Origin of the sequence: Brevibacillus halotolerans (genome assembly GCF_026891775.1) — a bacterium.
Taxonomy (GTDB): Bacteria; Bacillota; Bacilli; order Brevibacillales; family Brevibacillaceae; genus Brevibacillus_B; species Brevibacillus_B halotolerans.
Map to the genome: position 1 here is coordinate 44,047 of NZ_JAPTNK010000003.1, position 20,868 is coordinate 64,914.

Annotated in this window: 2 protein-coding genes; both read right to left on the minus strand. The window is 41.0% G+C overall.

Annotated elements, in window-relative coordinates:
* Positions 1 to 44: 44 nt before the first annotated feature.
* Positions 45 to 12,917: a non-ribosomal peptide synthetase gene (locus O0550_RS05285; protein ID WP_258425761.1), complete on the minus strand. Its 12,873-nt coding sequence runs from the start codon at positions 12,915 to 12,917 to the stop codon at positions 45 to 47.
* A gap of 116 nt (positions 12,918 to 13,033) precedes the next feature.
* Positions 13,034 to 20,794 (minus strand): non-ribosomal peptide synthetase, encoded by a 7,761-nt coding sequence (locus tag O0550_RS05290; protein ID WP_258425762.1) that lies wholly within the window; start codon positions 20,792 to 20,794, stop codon positions 13,034 to 13,036.
* Positions 20,795 to 20,868 lie beyond the last annotated feature (74 nt).

Consider the following 20,868-nt stretch of genomic DNA (forward strand, 5'->3'; position numbering starts at 1 on the left):
AATTTTCGCTCAAGGGTGATCAGGCTTTGTGTTTCCATACACCATTAGAAATGAAAGTCGATTTCTGTTTGAATTGATTTATTAACTTTAGTAAAGGTTTTTTCCAAGGAGATATCTCGTAATTGTACTTGATCGTCTAACACAATCGTACGCAGAATATGCTGATAATCTCTGGTCATTCGTTCCGCGGTTTCTGGTGTAAATAGGCTTGTCGCATATTCCAATTCGAAATGAAGTCGATTATCCTGCTCTTTTGCTTCTAACGTAAGATCGAATTTTGCCACTTTAGTAGCATATGGATATGGTGAAACCCGCATGCCCTCCAGTTCTATTTCTGGGATTTCCATGTTCTGCATAGTAAACATCGTATCGAATAGTGGATTGCGGCTAAGATCACGTGAAAGCTTCAATGATTCTGGCAATTGCTCCATCGGATACTGCTGGTGCTCAAATGCCTGAAGGATAAGTTGCTTCACTTCGCCAAGATATTGTACGAATGTTTTATCGCTTTGAGGCTGCGTACGTATTGGTAGGATATTAATGAACATCCCCATTACGTTTTCAAGATCAGCATGCGAACGCCCTGCAACCGCAGTACCTGTAACAATATCCTCTTGATTGGCATATTTGGCCAGTAATATCTGATAAGCCGCCATTAACAACATGAAAAGGGTTGTATTGCTTTTTTTACTTACCTCATATACTCCTTGACTTATATCCGAATCAAGCACGAAACGTATCCGTTCACCCTCAAAACTTTTCATTTTTGGGCGCTCCCAATCCGTTGGAAGCGAGAGAACAGGAACTTCATTAGCGAACATATTTTTCCAGTATTCCCCTTGTGTATCCATGATTTTTTTGCCCTCTTGCGCCTGCCAATTGGTAAAATCCTTGTACTGAATAGACAGTGGAGCAAGCTCTTTACCTTGATATAAATCCATTATTTCCCGAATGAATACTCCCAGAGACACACCATCAGAAATAATGTGATGCAAATCAACGAATAACAAGTGTCTTTTAGCCGACAACTCCGCGATTGTAACCCGAAGTAATGGAGACTTGCTCAAATCAAACGGCTGGACAAACAGTTTGATTTGTTCCTCAATCTCGCGCTCCTCTACATTTATGTCATTGAGAGTTAGCTGAGATTCTTCTTGAATAATTTGCATCGGTTCCCCATCTACTAGGTCAAACGAGGTGCGTAGGCTTTCATGACGATGTACGATTTCTTGCAATGCTTTTTCAAGGCGTCCTTTATCCAGCTCACCTTCCAACAGCAGAATGCCCGGCATATTATAGCTGGTGCTTTCCATATTTAATTGATGCTGTAGGAAGAGACTCTTCTGTCCGTCAGATAATGGATAACAATCCTTTTTTGGAGCTGGCTGAATGGAAACATGCATGCTTTTCTGTGCATTACGAAGATACGTAGCCTGCTCCTTGATCGTCGGCATTTCAAAGATTTGCCGTAGACTCATCTCGACATCAAAAACCTTGTGAATACGTGATAACAGCATGATTGCCTTTAATGAATGCCCACCGTTTTCAAAGAAATGATCGGTCACGCTGATTCCCTTTATTCCAAGCACGCTTTCCCATATTTGAAGCAATTTTTCTTCTGTTATATTTGCTGCTTTCACTGATTCTCTTGTTTCATCGCTTACAGGTATAGGTAACGCTTTACGATCTACCTTTCCATTTGTATTCACAGGCATCTTATCTAATTGGATCAGGTAGGAAGGAATCATATATGCAGGTAATACCTTCGATAAGATTGCCTTCACTTCTGCGTTATCGATCTGGCTGTTGCAGACTATATATCCGCAAAGATACTTATTGCCAAATTCATCTTCAAGATCAGTGACAATTGCTTCATTGATGGCCGGAATTTGAACCAATTTACTCTCAATCTCACCTAATTCGATGCGGAAGCCACGAATTTTTACCTGATGATCCTTGCGTCCGTAGAATTCGATGATTCCGCCTGGGAGCCATCTTCCTAAATCCCCTGTTTTATACATACGCCGTCCTTTTTCTACAGGAAACGGATCATCCATAAATGCTGCTTGAGTTCGCTTGGTATCATACAGGTATCCACGACCTACTCCAATCCCAGAGACAAGAATTTCACCTTTTACACCAATTGGGCACTGCTGAAGGTTTTCATTCACAATGTAAATATTAAAATTTTGCAATGGCTGTCCAATTGGAATAGTCGGCATATCTGGTACTGTATCCATATAATAATGGGTGATGTCGTCAGATGCCTCCGTAGGACCATAAGCATTGATTATTGGAATGGAAGGATACAGGCTGAACCATTTCTTAACTACGTTTTGTTTAAGAGTCTCTCCTGTGACTAACAGGTACTCAAGTGACTGGAAGGCTTGACATTCTTTTTCCAATAGATCAAGCATGACTGACAAATAAGAAGGAACCACCTCTAGTACAGTAACACTGTCTTGTCCTACTTGATCGATAAAGTGCTTTGTATTGAGAATCAGCTCATTGGGATAGATCACTGTAGTTCCGCCGCATACAAGGGCAACAAAAAACTGCCATACCGAAATATCAAAGCAATGGGAAGAATTTTGCGCAACGATACTTTCTGATGTTATTTTTACTCCATCAACCTTCGCAAAAATATGATTCATCATCCCGATATGCTCCACCATCGCACCTTTTGGCTTTCCAGTAGAGCCAGACGTGTAAATGACGTAAGACAACTGATTCATATCAAGCGGTATGTTTACGTTATCTGCACTTTCCTTCATAAGATCATCTCTAATTTGGTCGAGACAGATTATTCTTCCCGCAAAGCCATTTCTTACTGTGTCGCTAACCAAATCACTTGTAGTTAGTAGTGCCTGTGCTTGCGATTCCTGTAGGATTCCAAGCACACGATCCAGCGGATATTCTGGATCAATTGGCGTATAAGCAGCTCCTACCTTCCACACAGCAAGGATGCTTTCTACCATACGTGGAGCTCGCTCCATGTAAATACCGACTAATCCTTCTGTTGTTAGTCCAGTTTTACTTAGGAGATGACCCAGTCGATTCGCCCCTTCATTTAATTCTTGGTAGGTTATCTGACAATCTTGGTAATGCAACGCTACCTTCTTAGGCTGTTTCAGCGCGTAATCTTCTACATAATGGTAAATCGAACGTTCTGTGTCAAAAGCTTGCTCTGTTGCGTTAAATTGATCAATAATCTCCGCTTGATTTCCCAGATAGTCTAATTCCGACAAGGTATTCTTTCCATCTGTAATCTGCTTGGCTATATGAATGAAGCAATCTAAAAATGATTCACCCGGAAATAGCTGTTGATCATAGTAAACGGAAAGCTCAACGGTATCTGATAACGCTTTGACCCATATATTAACCTGTCGCTCAGAATAACGAGGATGATAATAGTGAATATAAGTCATCTCTTGACAAACCGGAATCATCGTAAAGTTAAGATAATTGAAGTAAAAAGATACCTCTTCTTCCCCTATGATGTTTTTTTGCTCCATCATGGAAATATCTCGATATGCATGATCTTCCGATTTTATTTTCATCAAGTGAGCGAAATAGTCTTTCATTTCCATTTCTGGTTTGAAAATATGACGTGGAAACAATAAGGGTGTCACTTGATAAAAGTTTCCGACAGTATGGGAGTACTCTCGCGAACGTCCATTAATAACATTGCGTATCAGAAAATCGGATTGCTGGTTGCTATAAATTTTAACCAACAAACCATATACCCCCCATAAGAAATGGGAAAGCCGTACCTTCTCCTGTTCACAATATCTTTTGATCTGTACAAACAGTTCATCTGGTATCCGAGTGGTTTGACTTACAACTGCTGATTCCTGTTCTATACCGCTAGTAGAAAGTTGCTCCACATTAGAAAGCTTTTCCTTCCAATGTTTTTTGATGATATTGGTATCAAACGATTGTAAGTTATCCGAAACATAAGCAGGGAAGCTCTCTGTTTCCTTTGGTTTATATTCTGTACCGTTCTCCAAAGCTTCATAGCTTGCGATGATATGCTCAATAATAATTTTTACTCCTACACCATCAATGATGAGGTTATGAGCTAAAATGCAAAACGTATGATTCCCAGCCTGATCAGTAGCAAATACGAATCTGACAAGCTTTGGCTCAAATAAGTTCCATGGAACGTTTAGCTCCTGTTCAATCAGCTTTGTTATAAAAGCACTGCTTGTTTCGACTCCCTCTGTTTTGTATTCTTCGTAGGAAAACGGACTATTTTTCTTTACAGCTTGATAAAGTGTAGCGCCATCCTTAAGTAGATGAGCATGAAGCTGTGGTATCTGATTAAAGACATGCTCGGTTGCCTGCTTCCATCGCTCTTGATTGATCTTTGCTGGGAGATCGATGGAGGTGGAGAAAAGATAACATAGCCCATTGTTTTGAGTAAGCAAAATATCGTAATACATGTCTCGTTGAGTGGTTGTCAATGGATAAACACATTCATAATCAGACTTTGATAAGGCTAAATGGTTAAATAATGAGTTTTCCGTCCCGTTACTCATTTGTATCTTACTAATTTCGCTCATAGGATGCTCAAGCAGCTCTATCAGTAGCTTTTTGAACCAATCGATCAATACATCCAGCTTTGTTTCGTTAAAAATCGCTGCATTGCATTCCATAAGGCAGGATAAACCATCATTCGTTTCTTGGATTAACAAGCTTACATCACTGCGAGTAGCTGCATTTTTAACCTCAAAAGGTGTCAGCGTTAATTCCCCTGCTGATAAGGTATTTGGCAATTCATGATCTGCGCTTTGATACGTAAAGCCTGCGCGGACCTTTTCGATAGGAAATTGAAGCCGCTCTACCATGTATTCCAGTGGGTAATCCTGATTTTCAATCATTTCCACAATTTGCTGTTTCATCTCTTCAATTATATACAGCCATGTTTTATTACTCGTCACCTGTAAGCGGACAGGTAGTGTATGGACAAACATGCCTACCATATTTTCGACGAACGGATGAGTACGACCAGAGGTTACTGTGAGTACCGCAATATCCTCGGTGTAGCAGCATTTAGCAAGAAAAATCTCATAAACGGCAAATAGGGTATGATATAAGGTTGCCTTGCACTGATCACTGATTTTTTTGAGAGCTGCTGTTGTTTCTGCATCGATCTTGAAGCTTTGCACATGCCCCCGGCCATTTTGAGTCGTATTCACGTCAACATCAACTGGTAAATTTAATTCAGGAAGCGGTTCAGCTAGTAGATTACGCCAATAGGTTTCTTGCTTCTGCACATTTTCTGTAGATAAGAATGAATTCTGCCAGGCTGCAAAATCCTTATAGGTGACACTTAGTTCTGGCAACTGTTCACCCTGATATAAATGAAGCAGTTCTTTTATCAGGATATTCATGCTTAGTCCATCTGAAATAATATGATGCATGTCCAGTAGTAAAATGTGCTTTTCCTCTGCGACTTTTACTAGTTGCAGGCGTATTAGAGGTGCCTCAGAAAGCACAAAGGGTTGAACAAATTCCTCTGTCAGACTACTTAGCTGTTCCTCTGTTCCTTCTGTATACACCAATGGAATGTCTACTTCATCGTGAATTTGTTGAACAATCTCTCCCTCTCTTAGGTGAAAAGATGTTCGCAATGCTTCATGCCTCGAAATGACATGCTTAATCTGTTCACGAAGTTTTGCATAGTCCAGTTTTCCTTCGATACAAATCCCTACAGGCAGGTTATAGCTAGTTCCATTTTGGGCTTCCTGCTCTGCTAGAACGTATAACCTTTTTTGAACAGAAGAAACCGGATAATCATCTTGTTTTGTCAATTTCGTAATAAGAGGTACACCCATACCAGTTCCCTGTACAGTATTAGCCGCTAGCTCCCTGATGGTTGGATAGAGAAACATATGATGCAAAGGGATAAAGCAATCAAACTCCTTCTGCATTCTCATAGCAATGGTAGATGCCTGTAGAGATTGACCGCCTAAATCAAAGAAGTTATCTTCCGTGCCAAACTGCTTACTTCCTAAAACATCACTCCAAATCGCCCAAATTTTTTCCTCCGTATCATTGGCAGGTAAAGTAAAACCATTCTCAACTTCTTGGTAGGAAAATGGATCAGGTAATTCAGACAGATCGATCCCTCCAGCACTGCGCAGAGGCATTCCCATTTGTTTTACAAAATGAGTAGGCCGCATATATTCTGGAAGACAAGACGATAAGAACGAGCGAAGCTTTTGAATATTCAATTGATCCTGCTGACTAGTAAAGAGATACGCAGACAGAAGCTCTTTATTGTGGGCCTGATCATCAGCATTCCTCACGATTGCTCGATCTACACCAGGAAATAGCTCAAGCACGGCTTCAATTTCTTGTGTATAAATGCGATGGTTATTACGTCTCGCTCGGTTATCTGTGTTTCCTATATACTCCAATTCGCCTTCTGGTAAGAATCGAGTTAATTCCCTGGTCGCATACACAAATTGTTTATCAACATGTCCCCATGTAAGGTACAAATTCCCTGCTACACCCACTGGTACAGGCTGTCTCTGACCATCTACGATCTCTGGTTGAAAAAAGCCTATTGGATAACCTAATGGAACCTTTTGCAGGTCCGCCCCTTCTCGATCAAATGCTTCATGTGCTGTTATAAGCATCGGAACTTTCTTCATGCTAAAGGTGCGCAACAGACTTGAACCACTCGGCAAAAATTCCTTCCATTGAAGTAGGTGTTGGTAAAGTAATACTTCTGCATCAAGGACAATAAGCTTGAGCAGATCAACTTCTTGTAGGGAAGTCAGTATACGCTTTGTATGCTCGTCTAGCTGGCTACCTTTATGAATGAAAATGATTTTACCAGTGTCATTGCTTTTGCCAAGGAAAGCATCATCTTGATGAGCAATTCGCAGAGTCGCTCCATTTACTAGAGCTGGTATCCATAGCTTTTCCCAGAAGCCTACTTCATCAGCCGAAGTAATATACACACAATCCGAGCTTGTAAGCTCACATTTTTCTTTTACTGCCTCTGCATAACATAGGAGCTGTTGATGCGTAAAGCCGCCAACATCTGGTACGATTTGCACCATTTTGTCTTTACGATTCTGCGATTGGAGGTTTGTAGAAGCTACCTGTTTTACATCTTCCTGTATTTCTTGAAGATCAATAATCTGCTTAGCATGCTCCTTGACAAATGCTGTCGCTTCTCGTGTTATAACTACCGCATGCTGTAATAGATCGCTTGCTTCTTCGTTTAGATAGGTGTACGTGTAGCCTGCTTTTATCACAGCAAGAATACTTACAATCGCTTCTATAGAAGTAGGTAAGCAAATGATCATTTGCTGATTTGGTTCGATATTCATTTGCTGTATCCAGCGCGCTAATTGATTAGACTGCTCATGAAGGGATTGATACGTAATTTCACTGTTCCCGCATAAAACAGCATTCTTGTCGGGATGCTCTAACGCCCACTTTTCTACCTGCTCATGAATAAACAATTGATCCTTACTTTCTAGAAGGACTTGCTCTTTCAGGTTCTGCGAAGCTTTTAGATGATGTGTAAGCAGTGGTATACCGGAAAGTGAGCGATCAGAATAACGGACCAAATCCTCTACTAATCTAGCAAATCCATTGATCCATCCGTCTATGATTCCATGTTCAGAGAGATCAGCATTGTATTCAAATTCAAGATGTAATTCGGCCCCTACTTCAATAACATTAAGTCCAATATCCTGCTTGGTTGTAACCTTAGGAAAAGGTACAAACTCTACTGCACATTCAGGAAATTGCAAATTGCCTGTCGGCCGATCCATGTTGAAGGTTGCAGTAATTCCAGGTAGCTTAGGACTCTTTGCTTGAGCTGCTAGCATTTTGCCAATTAAAGCCATTGAGCAATGCTGATATTGGTAAACCTCAAAGGCATTCTTTTTCACTACGCTACTAACCTTTTCAAAGGTCATATCTGGCTCAATTTGCCCATGAATCGGTAGCATATTTACACATTGCCCTACTAAATGTGAGGAGCCTGCAAGCGCTTGTCCTCCACTAGGGATACCAATGAACATCGAATTTTGACCTGTTATCTTATGCAAAAACACCTGAAAAGAGGCTAAAAGAGTCATAAATAAGCTATTTCTCTGCTTCTTACTAAACCCTTTTAGTTTGTTTACAACATCGGCTTGTAGAATGAGAGTTGTGCGATTACCTATGTAGCTACGTTTTGCAGGCTTCATTTTTGAACTTGGAAAATCCAGCACTTCAAACGGTTTTGTACTCTGTTGCTCCCAAAAAGGTACTGCTTCTGAAAGCTGACTCTGCTGCTTATCTTGCCATACGATAAAATCTCTATACTGCATAGGCTCAGGGAGAACTATTTTCTGATCATGATAGGCAGCCGTATAAAGGGACTCCAATTCCTTTACAAGAATACCTACTGACCATCCATCAGCAATAATATGATGAATAATGAAAACGAGCTGATAAACATCTTTTTCTATTTGCAGGATATAGGCTTTGAATAACGGACCTTTTTCCAGATGAAAGACTTGTTTACCCTCGTTGTCCATCCACGCCTGTGCTTGTTTTTTGGCATCCACACCCGGTTGATCTAAAAAATCAACCAATGGTACGTCAATCACCATTTTGGGATGGATACACTGATATTCGCCATCTGCGCTTATTGTTGTTCGTAGGGATTCATGTCTATCAACAAGTTGCTGTATGGCATGACGCATGCTATCCACTTTTAATTGACCTGTTAATTGAAGCACGAAGCATTCATTATACGAACGCGACTCTTCCTCTCCTAATTGACAAAAAAACCATAATTGCTTTTGCTCTTCTGATAATGGTACCTGTAGCTTATTTTTAACTCCCTTATCTAGGCTCTCTTCTAAGGGAGTGTCAGGAAAAAAACCTGCTTTCTTCATCTCCTCTACACTGTCTTTAACTGCGTCAATGATCTTTTCGACATCTTGATCAGTATGAGCAGTGGACAAGAAGCAATTTCTTCCTTCCCAGGTATAAATACCACGGAACAGCAGATGGTAAAATAATATTTCTTGCGTACCTTTTAATACAAAACGGAACAAAGAGCCAAAATGAACCATTCGAATAGAGATATTTTGTTCTCTAAAATAAGCGTTAAGCGTTTGGCACATACGTGCTGTTCGTTGGTTTACCTCTTCTTGTAGGGTACTTCCTTGTTGTTTCAGATGCTCTAGAGTCACTTTTGCGGCTACCATGGTCAAGGGATGATGGCAAAATGTCCCTGCAACGAATGTACGCTTTTCCGCAACTGGTGGATAAGATTGATCGCCGTATTGCCAGTATCCTCCGTCAATACAATCTAAATAGGCAGTTTTTCCAGCAACAACACCTATAGGCATTCCGCCTCCAACAATTTTCCCATAGGTTACCATATCAGCCTGAACACCAAACCATGCTTGGGCACCGCCGGGATGGATACGGAAACCGGTAATCACTTCATCAAAAATGAGGGCTGTGCCAAGCTCAGTTGTCAGAGCACGCAAGGAGTGTAAAAACTCTTTTGGCTGTAATTCTGGATCACGGCTTTGAACTGGTTCAACCAATACCGCTGCTAGATCATCGGCATTCTCCCGGATGATTTGCAAGGCCTTCTCACTGCCATATTCAAGCACCAAAATATCATCACTCATGCTTTCTGGAACACCTGGAGCCATCGGTTTGGAGCTACCATCGTCTTTAGCCGTATCAGTGCGAGCTAAGATACCGTCAAAGCTGCCATGGTAAGAACCTGCAAAGATAGCAATTTTCGAGCGGCCCGTATAAGCTCGGGCTATCCGGACAGCAACCATAACCGCTTCCGTACCTGAGTTATAAAAGGCAACCCGATCTACTCCTGCGATTTCAGAAATTAATTGAGCCACTTCTCCGCTTAATCGTGACATGGGACCTACAGGGAAGCCTCGCTTCAACTCTTCATTGATAGCCTCTGTGATAAAGGCAGGATTATGTCCAAGCAGGTTAACCCCAAATCCCATGCATATGTCGATATATTCATTTCCATCGATATCCCACAGCTTAGAACCCATAGCTCGATCGCTAACGATCGGGTATATCATTTCTTTCCAGTTGGAACGATATCCCGCCACATTTCGATTATTAGCAAGTACATTGCGATAGTTTTGAGCTAACAGCTTGGAGGAGCGAGTTTTGTCAGAATACCTCGTTATAAAATCCTGTAGATGGCTACGTTCTTGCATTGTTACGTTCTGCGTTGACTCAAAAGAAACCTTTTGATAGGGAACGAACACTTCTTTTTGGTTGTTTTCTTTTGCTAGATTTCTAAAACCAACGGGAGATTCTTGTACAATCGCAGCTTCTCCTCTAGCTTGTAAACGACGCTCATCAATTGCTACAACAGCTGGGGCTAAGCTCTCCCTCTGACCATTCGGCTGTAGTAAACGAAATACATCCAGTTGTTTTGCCATTATTTCTAATTGCTGACTCATCAATTGCTCAAGCCCACCTAGATCGTTCTGTCCATGTCCATTGTTCGTTGGAACTGGTTGATAGTCAGAAACGTGCGGTTGAGAAGCCTCTTTACTGGCTACCTGTTCAGTTTCTTCAGATGGTTTCGTAGCCCTAGCCTCGCACTTCATAGAAGTTGCAAAGAAACTGTCAGGTAAGACTTGCGCTAGATAATTTGCTACATTGTATGTGTTATTTAATTCTTCAAAAAACATAGTAAAGGATATTTGAACACCGTATGTATCCTTGATTTGGTTGTTCAGTTGAATAAATAGAATTGAGTCAAATCCTAGATCATAAAAATTAGCATGCACATCAAATTCTTGCTCATTTATTTCTGCTTGCGTGCACACCATGTGTTTTACGTTCTGTAAAATCGTTTCTATTCTCTGACTCTCAAAATGATCGTTGTTTACTTCAGAGTTAGTAGAATGTGCATTCAAAATGTTTCCCTCTCTTTCGTCGATACATGCTGTTCGGGATTCAATCCAATATCGCTTGCGATCAAATGGATACACAGGTCCGCTGATCCGTTTTCGTTTTTCATTCCTATAGATAAGATCCCAGTCAATAATCGCTCCTGACACATATGCCTGACATAAGCTGACTAAGGCTTCAGAGCTTGTCCGGTCTGTATCCAGGTATTTCTGGGCTGCTTCTTTTGCTTCTTGCGTAAATCCTTGAATTTCTCGTTCGCTAACTTTTCCTCTTGAAAGATCACACTGTTGTTCGCGTACGATCTTATGGATTCCATAGAATACATGATGACTCACATGTAATCTGGATTCGTTTGGATGAACTGCTGATAATACGGTAGCTGCTTGTTCTAACTGCTCTATCAATTCCTGCTTGGTAGAAAATGCAAGAGCAAGACGATGAGTATAATGCGAGCGGCCTCTGTTCGCCGTATAACAAATATCTGATAAAATCTCATCTGGTTTATCCGACAAAAAACGAATATATTCCTGTACCAGCGCTTGAAGAGAAGTCAAGCTTTTGGCAGAAATCGCTAAAACTTCAATTTGCTGAGGCAAATAATCTGCTTTCTCATCCTCCTGTACGGGAGCTTCCTCTAAGATGATATGGCAATTCGTTCCACTTAATCCAAAGGAGCTAATACCGCATCGCAAAGGTTCTTCCTTTGTTTCCCATGTACGCAAAGCCGTATTAACATAAACCGGCGAATTCTCAAATGCAATCTGACGATTTGGCATTTCAAAATGAAGAGTCGGTGGGATTTTCTTGTGTTTTAATGCTAGAACCGATTTGATAATCCCTGCTAAGCCGGCTGCTGCTCCTAGATGACCAATGTTTGATTTAACAGAACCGATTGCACAAAATTGGCTTCGATCCGTGAATGTACGAAATGCTTTTTGGATGGCCTCTACTTCGATAGGATCACCTAACGCCGTACCCGTACCATGCGCTTCTATATAAGAAATGGTTTCAGGTTCAATGCCTGCATCCTGCCAAGCGGCAAGAATTACTTCTTTTTGAGCCAGTACATTAGGTGCAGTCAGACCATTGGACGTACCATCATGATTAAGCGCACTTCCTTTAATCACTGCATAGATATGGTCACGATCATGAATGGCTTGGTGTAGCGGTTTTAAAATAAGGGCGGCCACACCTTCTCCCACCCCTGTTCCATCCGAATTCCTATCGAAAGCCCTTGTACGTCGTGTCGATGATTCAATCCCTAGTTTTAATTCATTGTCTAACGGCATAAAATGAAGACCTACACTCCCGGCAATGGCCATATTGCATTCTCCGTTACGGAGAGCTTGGCAAGCGGTATGTATAGCCACCGCTGATGAGGAGCAAGTCGTATCAATTGTTAATGACGGACCTCTCAAATCTAATAAATATGCGATTCGACTGGCAATAATCGGTGACAAATTGCCTGGTATAAACAAAGGGATCGATTCATGTCCCACTTCTTTTATCAATCCTTTGTAATCATGCAAAGCATCTCCACTGAATCCCACGTATACGCCTGTCTTGCTACCTTTGCATGTTTCACCACCGTAGCCCGCATCCTCCAGAGCATGCCATGCTGATTCCAAAAACAAACGCTGGGTTGGACTCATGTACGAGGCTTCTTTAGGTGAGAGCCGAAAAAATGCAGCGTCAAATTTGTCGATTTCTTCTAAGAAGGCACCCTCATAATAAGTATCTTCAGCAGTAGATTTAATCGTACGTAGATACGCTTTTGTATCGGCCTGCCTAGATTCAGGGAAAGGACCTATACAATCCTCTCCATTGCAGAGATTATTCCAAAAAGCTTCCAAATGAGATGCCTTAGGAAATTGGCCAGACATACCAATAATTGCAATCGATTTTTTATCAACAGCTTTAATGTCACTCTCAGTCTCGCTGATTAAGCTATCAAGTTTAAATGAATCAAAATTAAGCACAGATGTCTCACTCCTACTTCTTCAGGTTACATTGACTGTTGCCTGATCCCCCGATACTTGCCACGGATTGAATCAGGCAACAATCTTTTTGAAAATACCGATCCTGTCGAAAGTTACTAATTTTCTAAGATCATTGCAAGGAGTTTCCGATAAGCATGAAGTAGTTCTTTCATTTTTTCGCTTCTAAGCCTTTGAGGCTGATAGTCGAGACGGAAGTTGATATAATTGCTATCTGATTCGATCTCAAGCAGGATATCAAATATGTCATTTATCTCACTGCGCTTCGTTGCATGTCCTTTTCGGTAAAGTAACGGAGTAACAGTGAATGGTTCCTTGGACATAACAAGTCCAGAAAGCCTATCTGCCTCGTATACCTTGATCTCCTCTTCTGCTTTTTGCTTCTGATGGACATAGCGGAACAACTCAGAAAAATTAGTCATTGAGCTTATATCTACATCTAGTGACATAAACTGATTAGGCTCTTGCATCAGTAGCTGAACAGACACTTGCTCGGACCCACTAATTTGCGATAGCAAAAATGCATAAGCAGCGACAAATATATCGTCTATGCTCACTTGTTCTACTTCCGCTAATCGCTGTAATTTCAGCATAGTGGCGGATGTTAATTCTGCTTCAAATATAGAACCCGGTTCGCTCATTTGATTACTAGCAAAATAATCTCGCCCCATAGAAATGCTTGGTAATGTAAAGGTTCTGGCTTGCTCCTTATCACCATGCATAATTAGATTCGCGATCTTACTAATTGATGGATAAGTGAACATATCGGTAACAGTCACACGATTGGGATATTTTTCATCCACACGGCTGTGCATCCGCACCAATAATAAAGAATTTCCACCGAGATCAAAGAAATTGTCGTGAACACCAAAACCAGTGACTCCAAGTAATTCTTCCCAAATAGAAAGTAGCACTTCCTCTATCTCATTTGAGGCAGCGACAAATGCCGTACCTGTAGAAAGTCTAGATGTCGTATTTTCAAGTGCCTTGCGATCAGCCTTACCGCTTGGTGTAAGTGGCATCTTCTCTGTTTGAACAAAATGTGCCGGAACCATATATTCTGGCAGTGCTTCTTTTACAAACTCACGCAGAGGAGCAACCGAAAGCTCGGTGTGAGCGACAATGTAGGCAATCAATATTTTGTTGCCAAACGTATCCTCGCTACTAAGAACGATCGCTTCCGTAATCTCATCATGGCTTAGTAAGCGTTGCTCAATCTCCCCTAATTCGATTCGATATCCCCTTATTTTTACCTGATGATCAGATCTTCCCAAATATTCAAGCGTTCCGTCCTCACACCATCTTGCTATGTCACCTGTACGATACATGCGAACAGAGCTGTCAGCATGAAACGGATCGGACACAAACTTTTCAGAGGTTAGCTTAGGCTGGTTCAAGTAACCTCTTGCTACACCATCACCCGCTATACACAATTCTCCTTGGACGCCAAGGGGGACTAGCTTGTTATGTTTGTCTACAATATAGATACTTGTATTTCCTATTGGCTGTCCGATGGTTACTGTTTCTTCATTGGTCAAATCAGCAATCGCGGAGTAAACCGTCGTCTCAGTAGGCCCGTACAAATTGAACAGCTTGGCCTGTGTGATGGCTTGCAGTCCATTCAATTGAACAGTTGAAAAAGCTTCTCCGCCAATCATAATGACCTCAAGCAAATGCAAGCTGCGATGACATTCCTTATCATTCATCAGAAGCTGGAGGCGTGATGGAGTGACCTGTATCATGCTTGCCTCTTTGTTGATGATTAACCTGCTCAAGCGTTTAGGATCACGTTGCTCACCTTCCGTAGCAATAACGACAGTAACTCCCTTTAACAATGGGACAAAGGTCTCTAGCACTAGCACATCAAAGCTAATATTAGTAACAGAGACAAGTCTTTTTCCCTCTTGGAAAGGCATGATTTTCACAGCAGCTTCTATAAAATTATGGACTCCGCGATGCTCAATCATTACACCTTTTGGCTTCCCAGTTGAACCAGAAGTAAAGCAAACGTAACAAAGCGAATTAGCGTCGATTGAAGTATGGATTGCTTCTGTAGATTGACTATTTATCATAGAAGCACCATGTTGTTGTCTGCGTTGAATGCTCACATTCTTTTTCGTCAAAGCATCCTCTGATAGACATGCTTTATCAATCGTAAATAAAGCATCATATCGATATCGAGTTAACTCATTTTCGATGGTGTGTTCTTTTTGAGAAAAAGTCACATGTGTAACCTCGTCATGCTTCGATAGCCAATCCTCTAAGAAAGAACGCGAGATAAACAGTTCAGTTGTAAATTCAGTTTTTGTACGATGCTTATCATCTTGAATCTGTGTTTTCTTATGCTCCGTTAATGACTGTATCATCTCTTCCTTCAACGACAAATCCATAATGTCGCCAACAAATAAAACCCCATTTTCCCCCAACAGCTCTAGCGCTTTTGCTAGGATAAAGCGTAAATAATTATGATTAGGGAAATATTGAATGACACTATTTAAAATCACTACATCAAAATCTCGTTCATCCAATTGGTCAATTTCGTGAGCAGGCAAAGTGGCAAGCTTCATGTTCGAAACACCTTCACGTAGCATTCTTTGCCTATTTTTTTCAATAATGACATCAGATAAGTCCGTACCATAATAAGAGCCAACATATGGAGCTAGCTCAAACATTGTCAAACCTGATGAGCAGCCAATTTCCAAAACTCTCGTCTGAGAATGTAGATGAGGTTTTAGCTTATGCAGCACGTTTTTACTATACTCCCTCATTTCCTCTAAAGAGAGGGGCTGCCCTGTATAACTGCTTACCCAGCCGCCAATTGAAATCTCATCATTTCCAACTGAACCGATATGATTCCACAATTTCTGATCAATCAGATCGTTCGTTTGGTTGGCGTCTATGGAAGTAATCTCATCTTTATCAAGGCAGACAAAGGTATCTAACGTTGGACATTCCCATTGCAACGCATTAAGCTGATGGATAAAACGCGAAGTAGATAGGACAACACTTATGCTAGCTTCATTTACGATTACCTTGACTCGTTCATCGGGTAATACGGGATCAATTGGTACATAGGCGGCTCCTGCCTTTAGAATGCCAAGCATTGCGATTAAGATAAATTCAGATCGTTCAATCAGGATTCCAATTAATTGATTCGGTTGTACCCGATGATGCTCAAGTAAATAATGAGCAATTTGGTTAGCCCTCTCATCTAATTCCTGATACGTTAGCGATCGTTCTTCACACATGAGAGCGATCTGATTAGGCGTTAGCTTTACACGTTCAGCAAATAATTGATGAATCGTTTTATCCTTGTCATAGAACATTGCCGTATCATTAAATTCAACGAGAAGCTGATTTTTTTCCTCAGGCAACAATACTTCCAAACTTTCAAACGTCAAATTCGGATTCTTTGTCACCATTTGTACGAAATGGATAAAATGTTTTAATAGTTGCTCTGCCGTTCTTTTCAGGAACAAATCTTTGCAGTATTCCAGACGGAAATGATATCGTCCTTCCCTTACTTTTGCTTCAAGAGTTAGGTCAAATTTAGATGTTTTATTTGGAAACTCCAATTGGCTAATGGAAATATCCTCTAATGTCAGCTCTTTGCTGTCCATATTCTGTAAAATAAACATGGTATCAAACACAGGGTTTCTGTCTACATTCCGTTCAACATCCAGCTTTTGGACCAATTCCTCAAACGGATACTCTTGGTGCTCATATGCTAGCAATACGTTCTGTTTCACTCTTGCAAGAAAGGAAACGAAGCTATCCTCTTGATCCACACGATTACGAATTGGCAACGTATTTACAAACATCCCCATTACGTTTTGTAAATCAGCATGTGTTCTTCCTGCAATTGGCGATCCAATCACTTGATCATTTTGTCCTGAATAGGTAGCCAGTAAGAAATGATATGCTGCAAGAAGCACCATAAATGGAGTCACGTTGTTTTCAAAGGCAAATTGATTTATCGCGGCAGTCTCTTCTTTATTCAACCCCATCCATACGGAATCTCCACGAAAGCTTTTTAGTGGAGGACGGGCAAAATCGGTCGGAAGATGCAAGATTGGAATTTCATCAGCAAATTGTGACAGCCAATATTGCTCTTTTTTAGCCCATTCATCTGAAGCTCCCTGTGAATTGTGCCAAACCGTATAATCTTTATACTGAATAGCCAATTCAGGTAATGACTTGCCTGCATATAAGCTCATGAACTCTTCGATAAATAACTCAAGCGTTGAACCGTCTGAAATGATGTGATGCATGTCAAACAAGAGTAGATATTCTTCCTTCTCTATATGTACTAGCTTGACTCTTAAGAGTGGTGCTTGTTGTAGATCAAACGGTTGCACAAAGGCTTCTACGATTTGTGTGATCAATTCAGACTGACCTATTTCCTTATCCATATTTTCTAGTAATGAGTGTTCGGATATGGAAAAGGTAACCTTCGAATGAATCTGTTGAACAACCTCATTATTTATAAAATGAAAGGATGTCCGTAAAGCCTCATGGCGATCAATCAATTGATGAAATGCTTTTTCCAGTCGGTTACGATCTACATTGCCTTTTAGTGTGATCATTGCTGGCATATTATAGGTTGTTGAACCCTGTTCCATTTTATCTAATACGAACAATCTCTTCTGTGCAGAAGAAATCGGATAATAATCCTGTACAGGTGCTTTTTCAATGTGCCCGTATGCTATGGATGCTTCACTTTCTATCAATGACGCTAATTCTGCAATGGTTGGTGTATGAAATACTGCTCGTAGCGAAATCTGTTTGTTAGAGACTTTTCGTAATTTCGAGACAAATTGGGATGCTCTAAGTGAATGTCCACCCAGTTCAAAAAAATTATCATGAATTCCTATCTTTTCTACCTGTAAAATTTCACTCCAGATTTGCACCATTTTGATTTCTAGCTCTGTACGAGGCGCTACGTATTCTACTCCTGTGTTGATGCTAATCCCCTCTGGAGCGGGGAGAGACTTACGATCAATCTTTCCATTTGGTGAATGAGGTAATTTATCTACCTGCATAAAATAAGAGGGAACCATATAATTAGGAAGCTCAGACGACAAGCTTCTTTTTAGTTCATTTACCGTTAATTGCTTATCCGCCACAAAATAAGCGCACAAATGCTTAGTCCCCTCTTGATCTTCCCGTGCAACTACGACAGCTTCCCGCACATCTTTTATTTTCACAAGCTGCGCTTCTACTTCTCCAAGCTCAATGCGATAGCCTCGAATTTTAACTTGATGATCGATTCTTCCTAAACACTCGATGGTTCCATCTGGGAGCCATTTTGCCAAATCACCTGTTTTATGCATCAGGCTCCCTGGCACAAATGGATTTTCTACAAACTTTTTAGCCGTTAATTCTGGAAGGTTCCAGTAGCCCTTTGCTAGTCCTTCACCCGCAATACATAGCTCACCTGCCACACCTATTGGTTGAAGCTGATTTTGAGCACTTAAAACATAGAAGTATTTATTCATGAGCGGCTTACCGACTGTGATAGCCTCTCCTGTCTTTATTTCTGCAACAGATGACCAAACAGTGGTTTCCGTGGGACCGTACATATTATACAGTCGTGCCCCCGTGTAGGTGCGCAAGGTTTGCAGCAATAAAACAGGTGGGGCTTCTCCACCCAGCATAATCTCACGAACTCCCTCTAAACATTTGACACGCTCTGTGCCATGCATGGAAGACAATAACATTTGCATACGAGGAGGTGTCATTTGAAGCATATCAATTTTCTCTTTCCAAATGATTTCACTCAATACTTTTGGATCAGCCTGTTGAGCTTCACTAGCGATGACAACCTTTACCCCTTTACTTAGCGAAAGGAACGTTTCCAAAATGAATGGATCAAATGAAATCGTCGTAATACAAAGGATCGACTTCCCTGGAGAAAAATCAATTCGATCCGTAATGCCATCCACCTGATTGATAACTGATTGATGAGTAATCACTACCCCTTTAGGCTTACCTGTTGAACCTGATGTGTACATAACATAGGCTAAATTAGATGGGGTACTAATCGGTTCAAGATTGGTTGTGAGATCCTGATAGGAAGATTCTTCATCCACAGCGAGACATTTTCCAGCAAAGGTGATTCTCTCTTGTAAATGACTATGTACCACTACCAGTTTGGCATTCGTATCCTCTAGCATGTAGCGAATTCGCTCTTCTGGATACCCTGGATCAATCGGAACGTAGGCCCCTCCGGCCTTCAGGATTCCTAATAGCCCAACTATCATGTCCATGGAACGCTCGACCAAAATACCAACAAGTTGATCAGGAGCTACTCCCTCTGCTCTCAGAGTACGTGCCAATTGGTTTGCTCGTTCATTTAACTCACGGTATGTGAGGTGCGCTCCTTCACAGACGATAGCAACTTGATCTGGGGTACGCTCAACCTGCCTTTCAAATAACTGATGAATCGTTTGCTGCTCTAGATTCTCTACTGTTGTATCGTTGAACTTCTCAAGGATCAATGTTTTCTCGAAAGGAGTCATCATCTCAATCGAGAAGAGTTTTGCATTTGGGTCACTTAGTATCCCTTCTGTCATTTGTAGCACATGCCCAGCAATACGCTCGATGGTAGATTCGTCAAAACGATTTTGGTGATAAGTAATTCGTAATTCTACGTCCTCGTTCATGACGATTTCCAAGCAGAGCGGATAGTTGGTTAATTCGTTCATCTCGAAGGACCGTACTGACAAATCGGAAAATTTGTTCATCAGACTAAAATCCATTGGGTAGTTCTGAACGATCATAATAGAATCAAATATCGACTCCTGATGATCCAGTTGGGTCCATTTTTTAACATCAACAAGTGGACTTGCCTCAAAAGCTTCTCGGGCTTTCACTTGTTGGTGAACCATTTGCAGCAGATTGATAATTGTCTCGTCTGAGCGGTTTTGTACACGGAACGGTAGTGTATTGATAAAGAGACCTACCATTTGATCGATCCCTTTGATCGGTGCTGTACGTCCCGAACTCGTTACGCCAAACACAACGTCCTGATTGTTATTGTAGCGTTGCAATACCATGCCCCAAACGGTATAAAAAAAGGTAGCAATCGTAATATTCTGCTCTTGGACAAATGCTTGTAAACGTTTTGTCAATCCTTGAGTGAAACCATATGTATAGCTTTTCCCCTGTTTCATAGCTTCAAGGCTATATTCTTTACGGGAAAGTACGTCTGATTTTGTGTCGAATCCATCAAGCAGGTTTTTCCAAAATAAAGTAACTTCTTCCTTCTTCTGCTGAGACTGACTCCATTTGATAAAATCCTTAAATTTACTTTTCTCTTTTGCCGTATGCTCCTGTCCTGCTTTCAGATTATGATAAGCTTGGAAAAATTCGTTCAGTAAAACACCATTACTCCAGCCATCATACAAAATATGATGATTTGTAATAATCATTTCATATTGATTGTCCGTCAATTTACATAAAGTAACACGGAACGGCTCGATATGTAGATGCAAAGGTTCCTGGAGGTCTTGTTGCTTCACACTTGCAAGCTTCTCCATTTTTTGTTCTGCAGGTACTATCGACAGGTCAATCTGTCTAAAAGAAACCGGCTTGTCCTTTAAAATGATCTGCACTGGTTTTTCTAAATTTTCCCACCGATATATCGTGCGTAGCATCTCATTCTGTTGGGCCATGTAATCCCATGCTTGTTTCATTAGCTCTGGTTGAACACTGCCTTCCAGATTTAGCGACAACTGTTCATAATACTCTCTACTTTCAAGATTATATAAATAGTAAAATAATATCCCTTCTTGAGAAGGCGTTAATCCCAAAATTTCTTCGACGTTCGCTTTGTCAATCTTCATTGCTTCCCCCATATACATCCACTCCATTTGTACTCTTGTCGGCCTTCTATTCAGTTCAAAAACGTACTTAGAAAAACAGAAGTTGA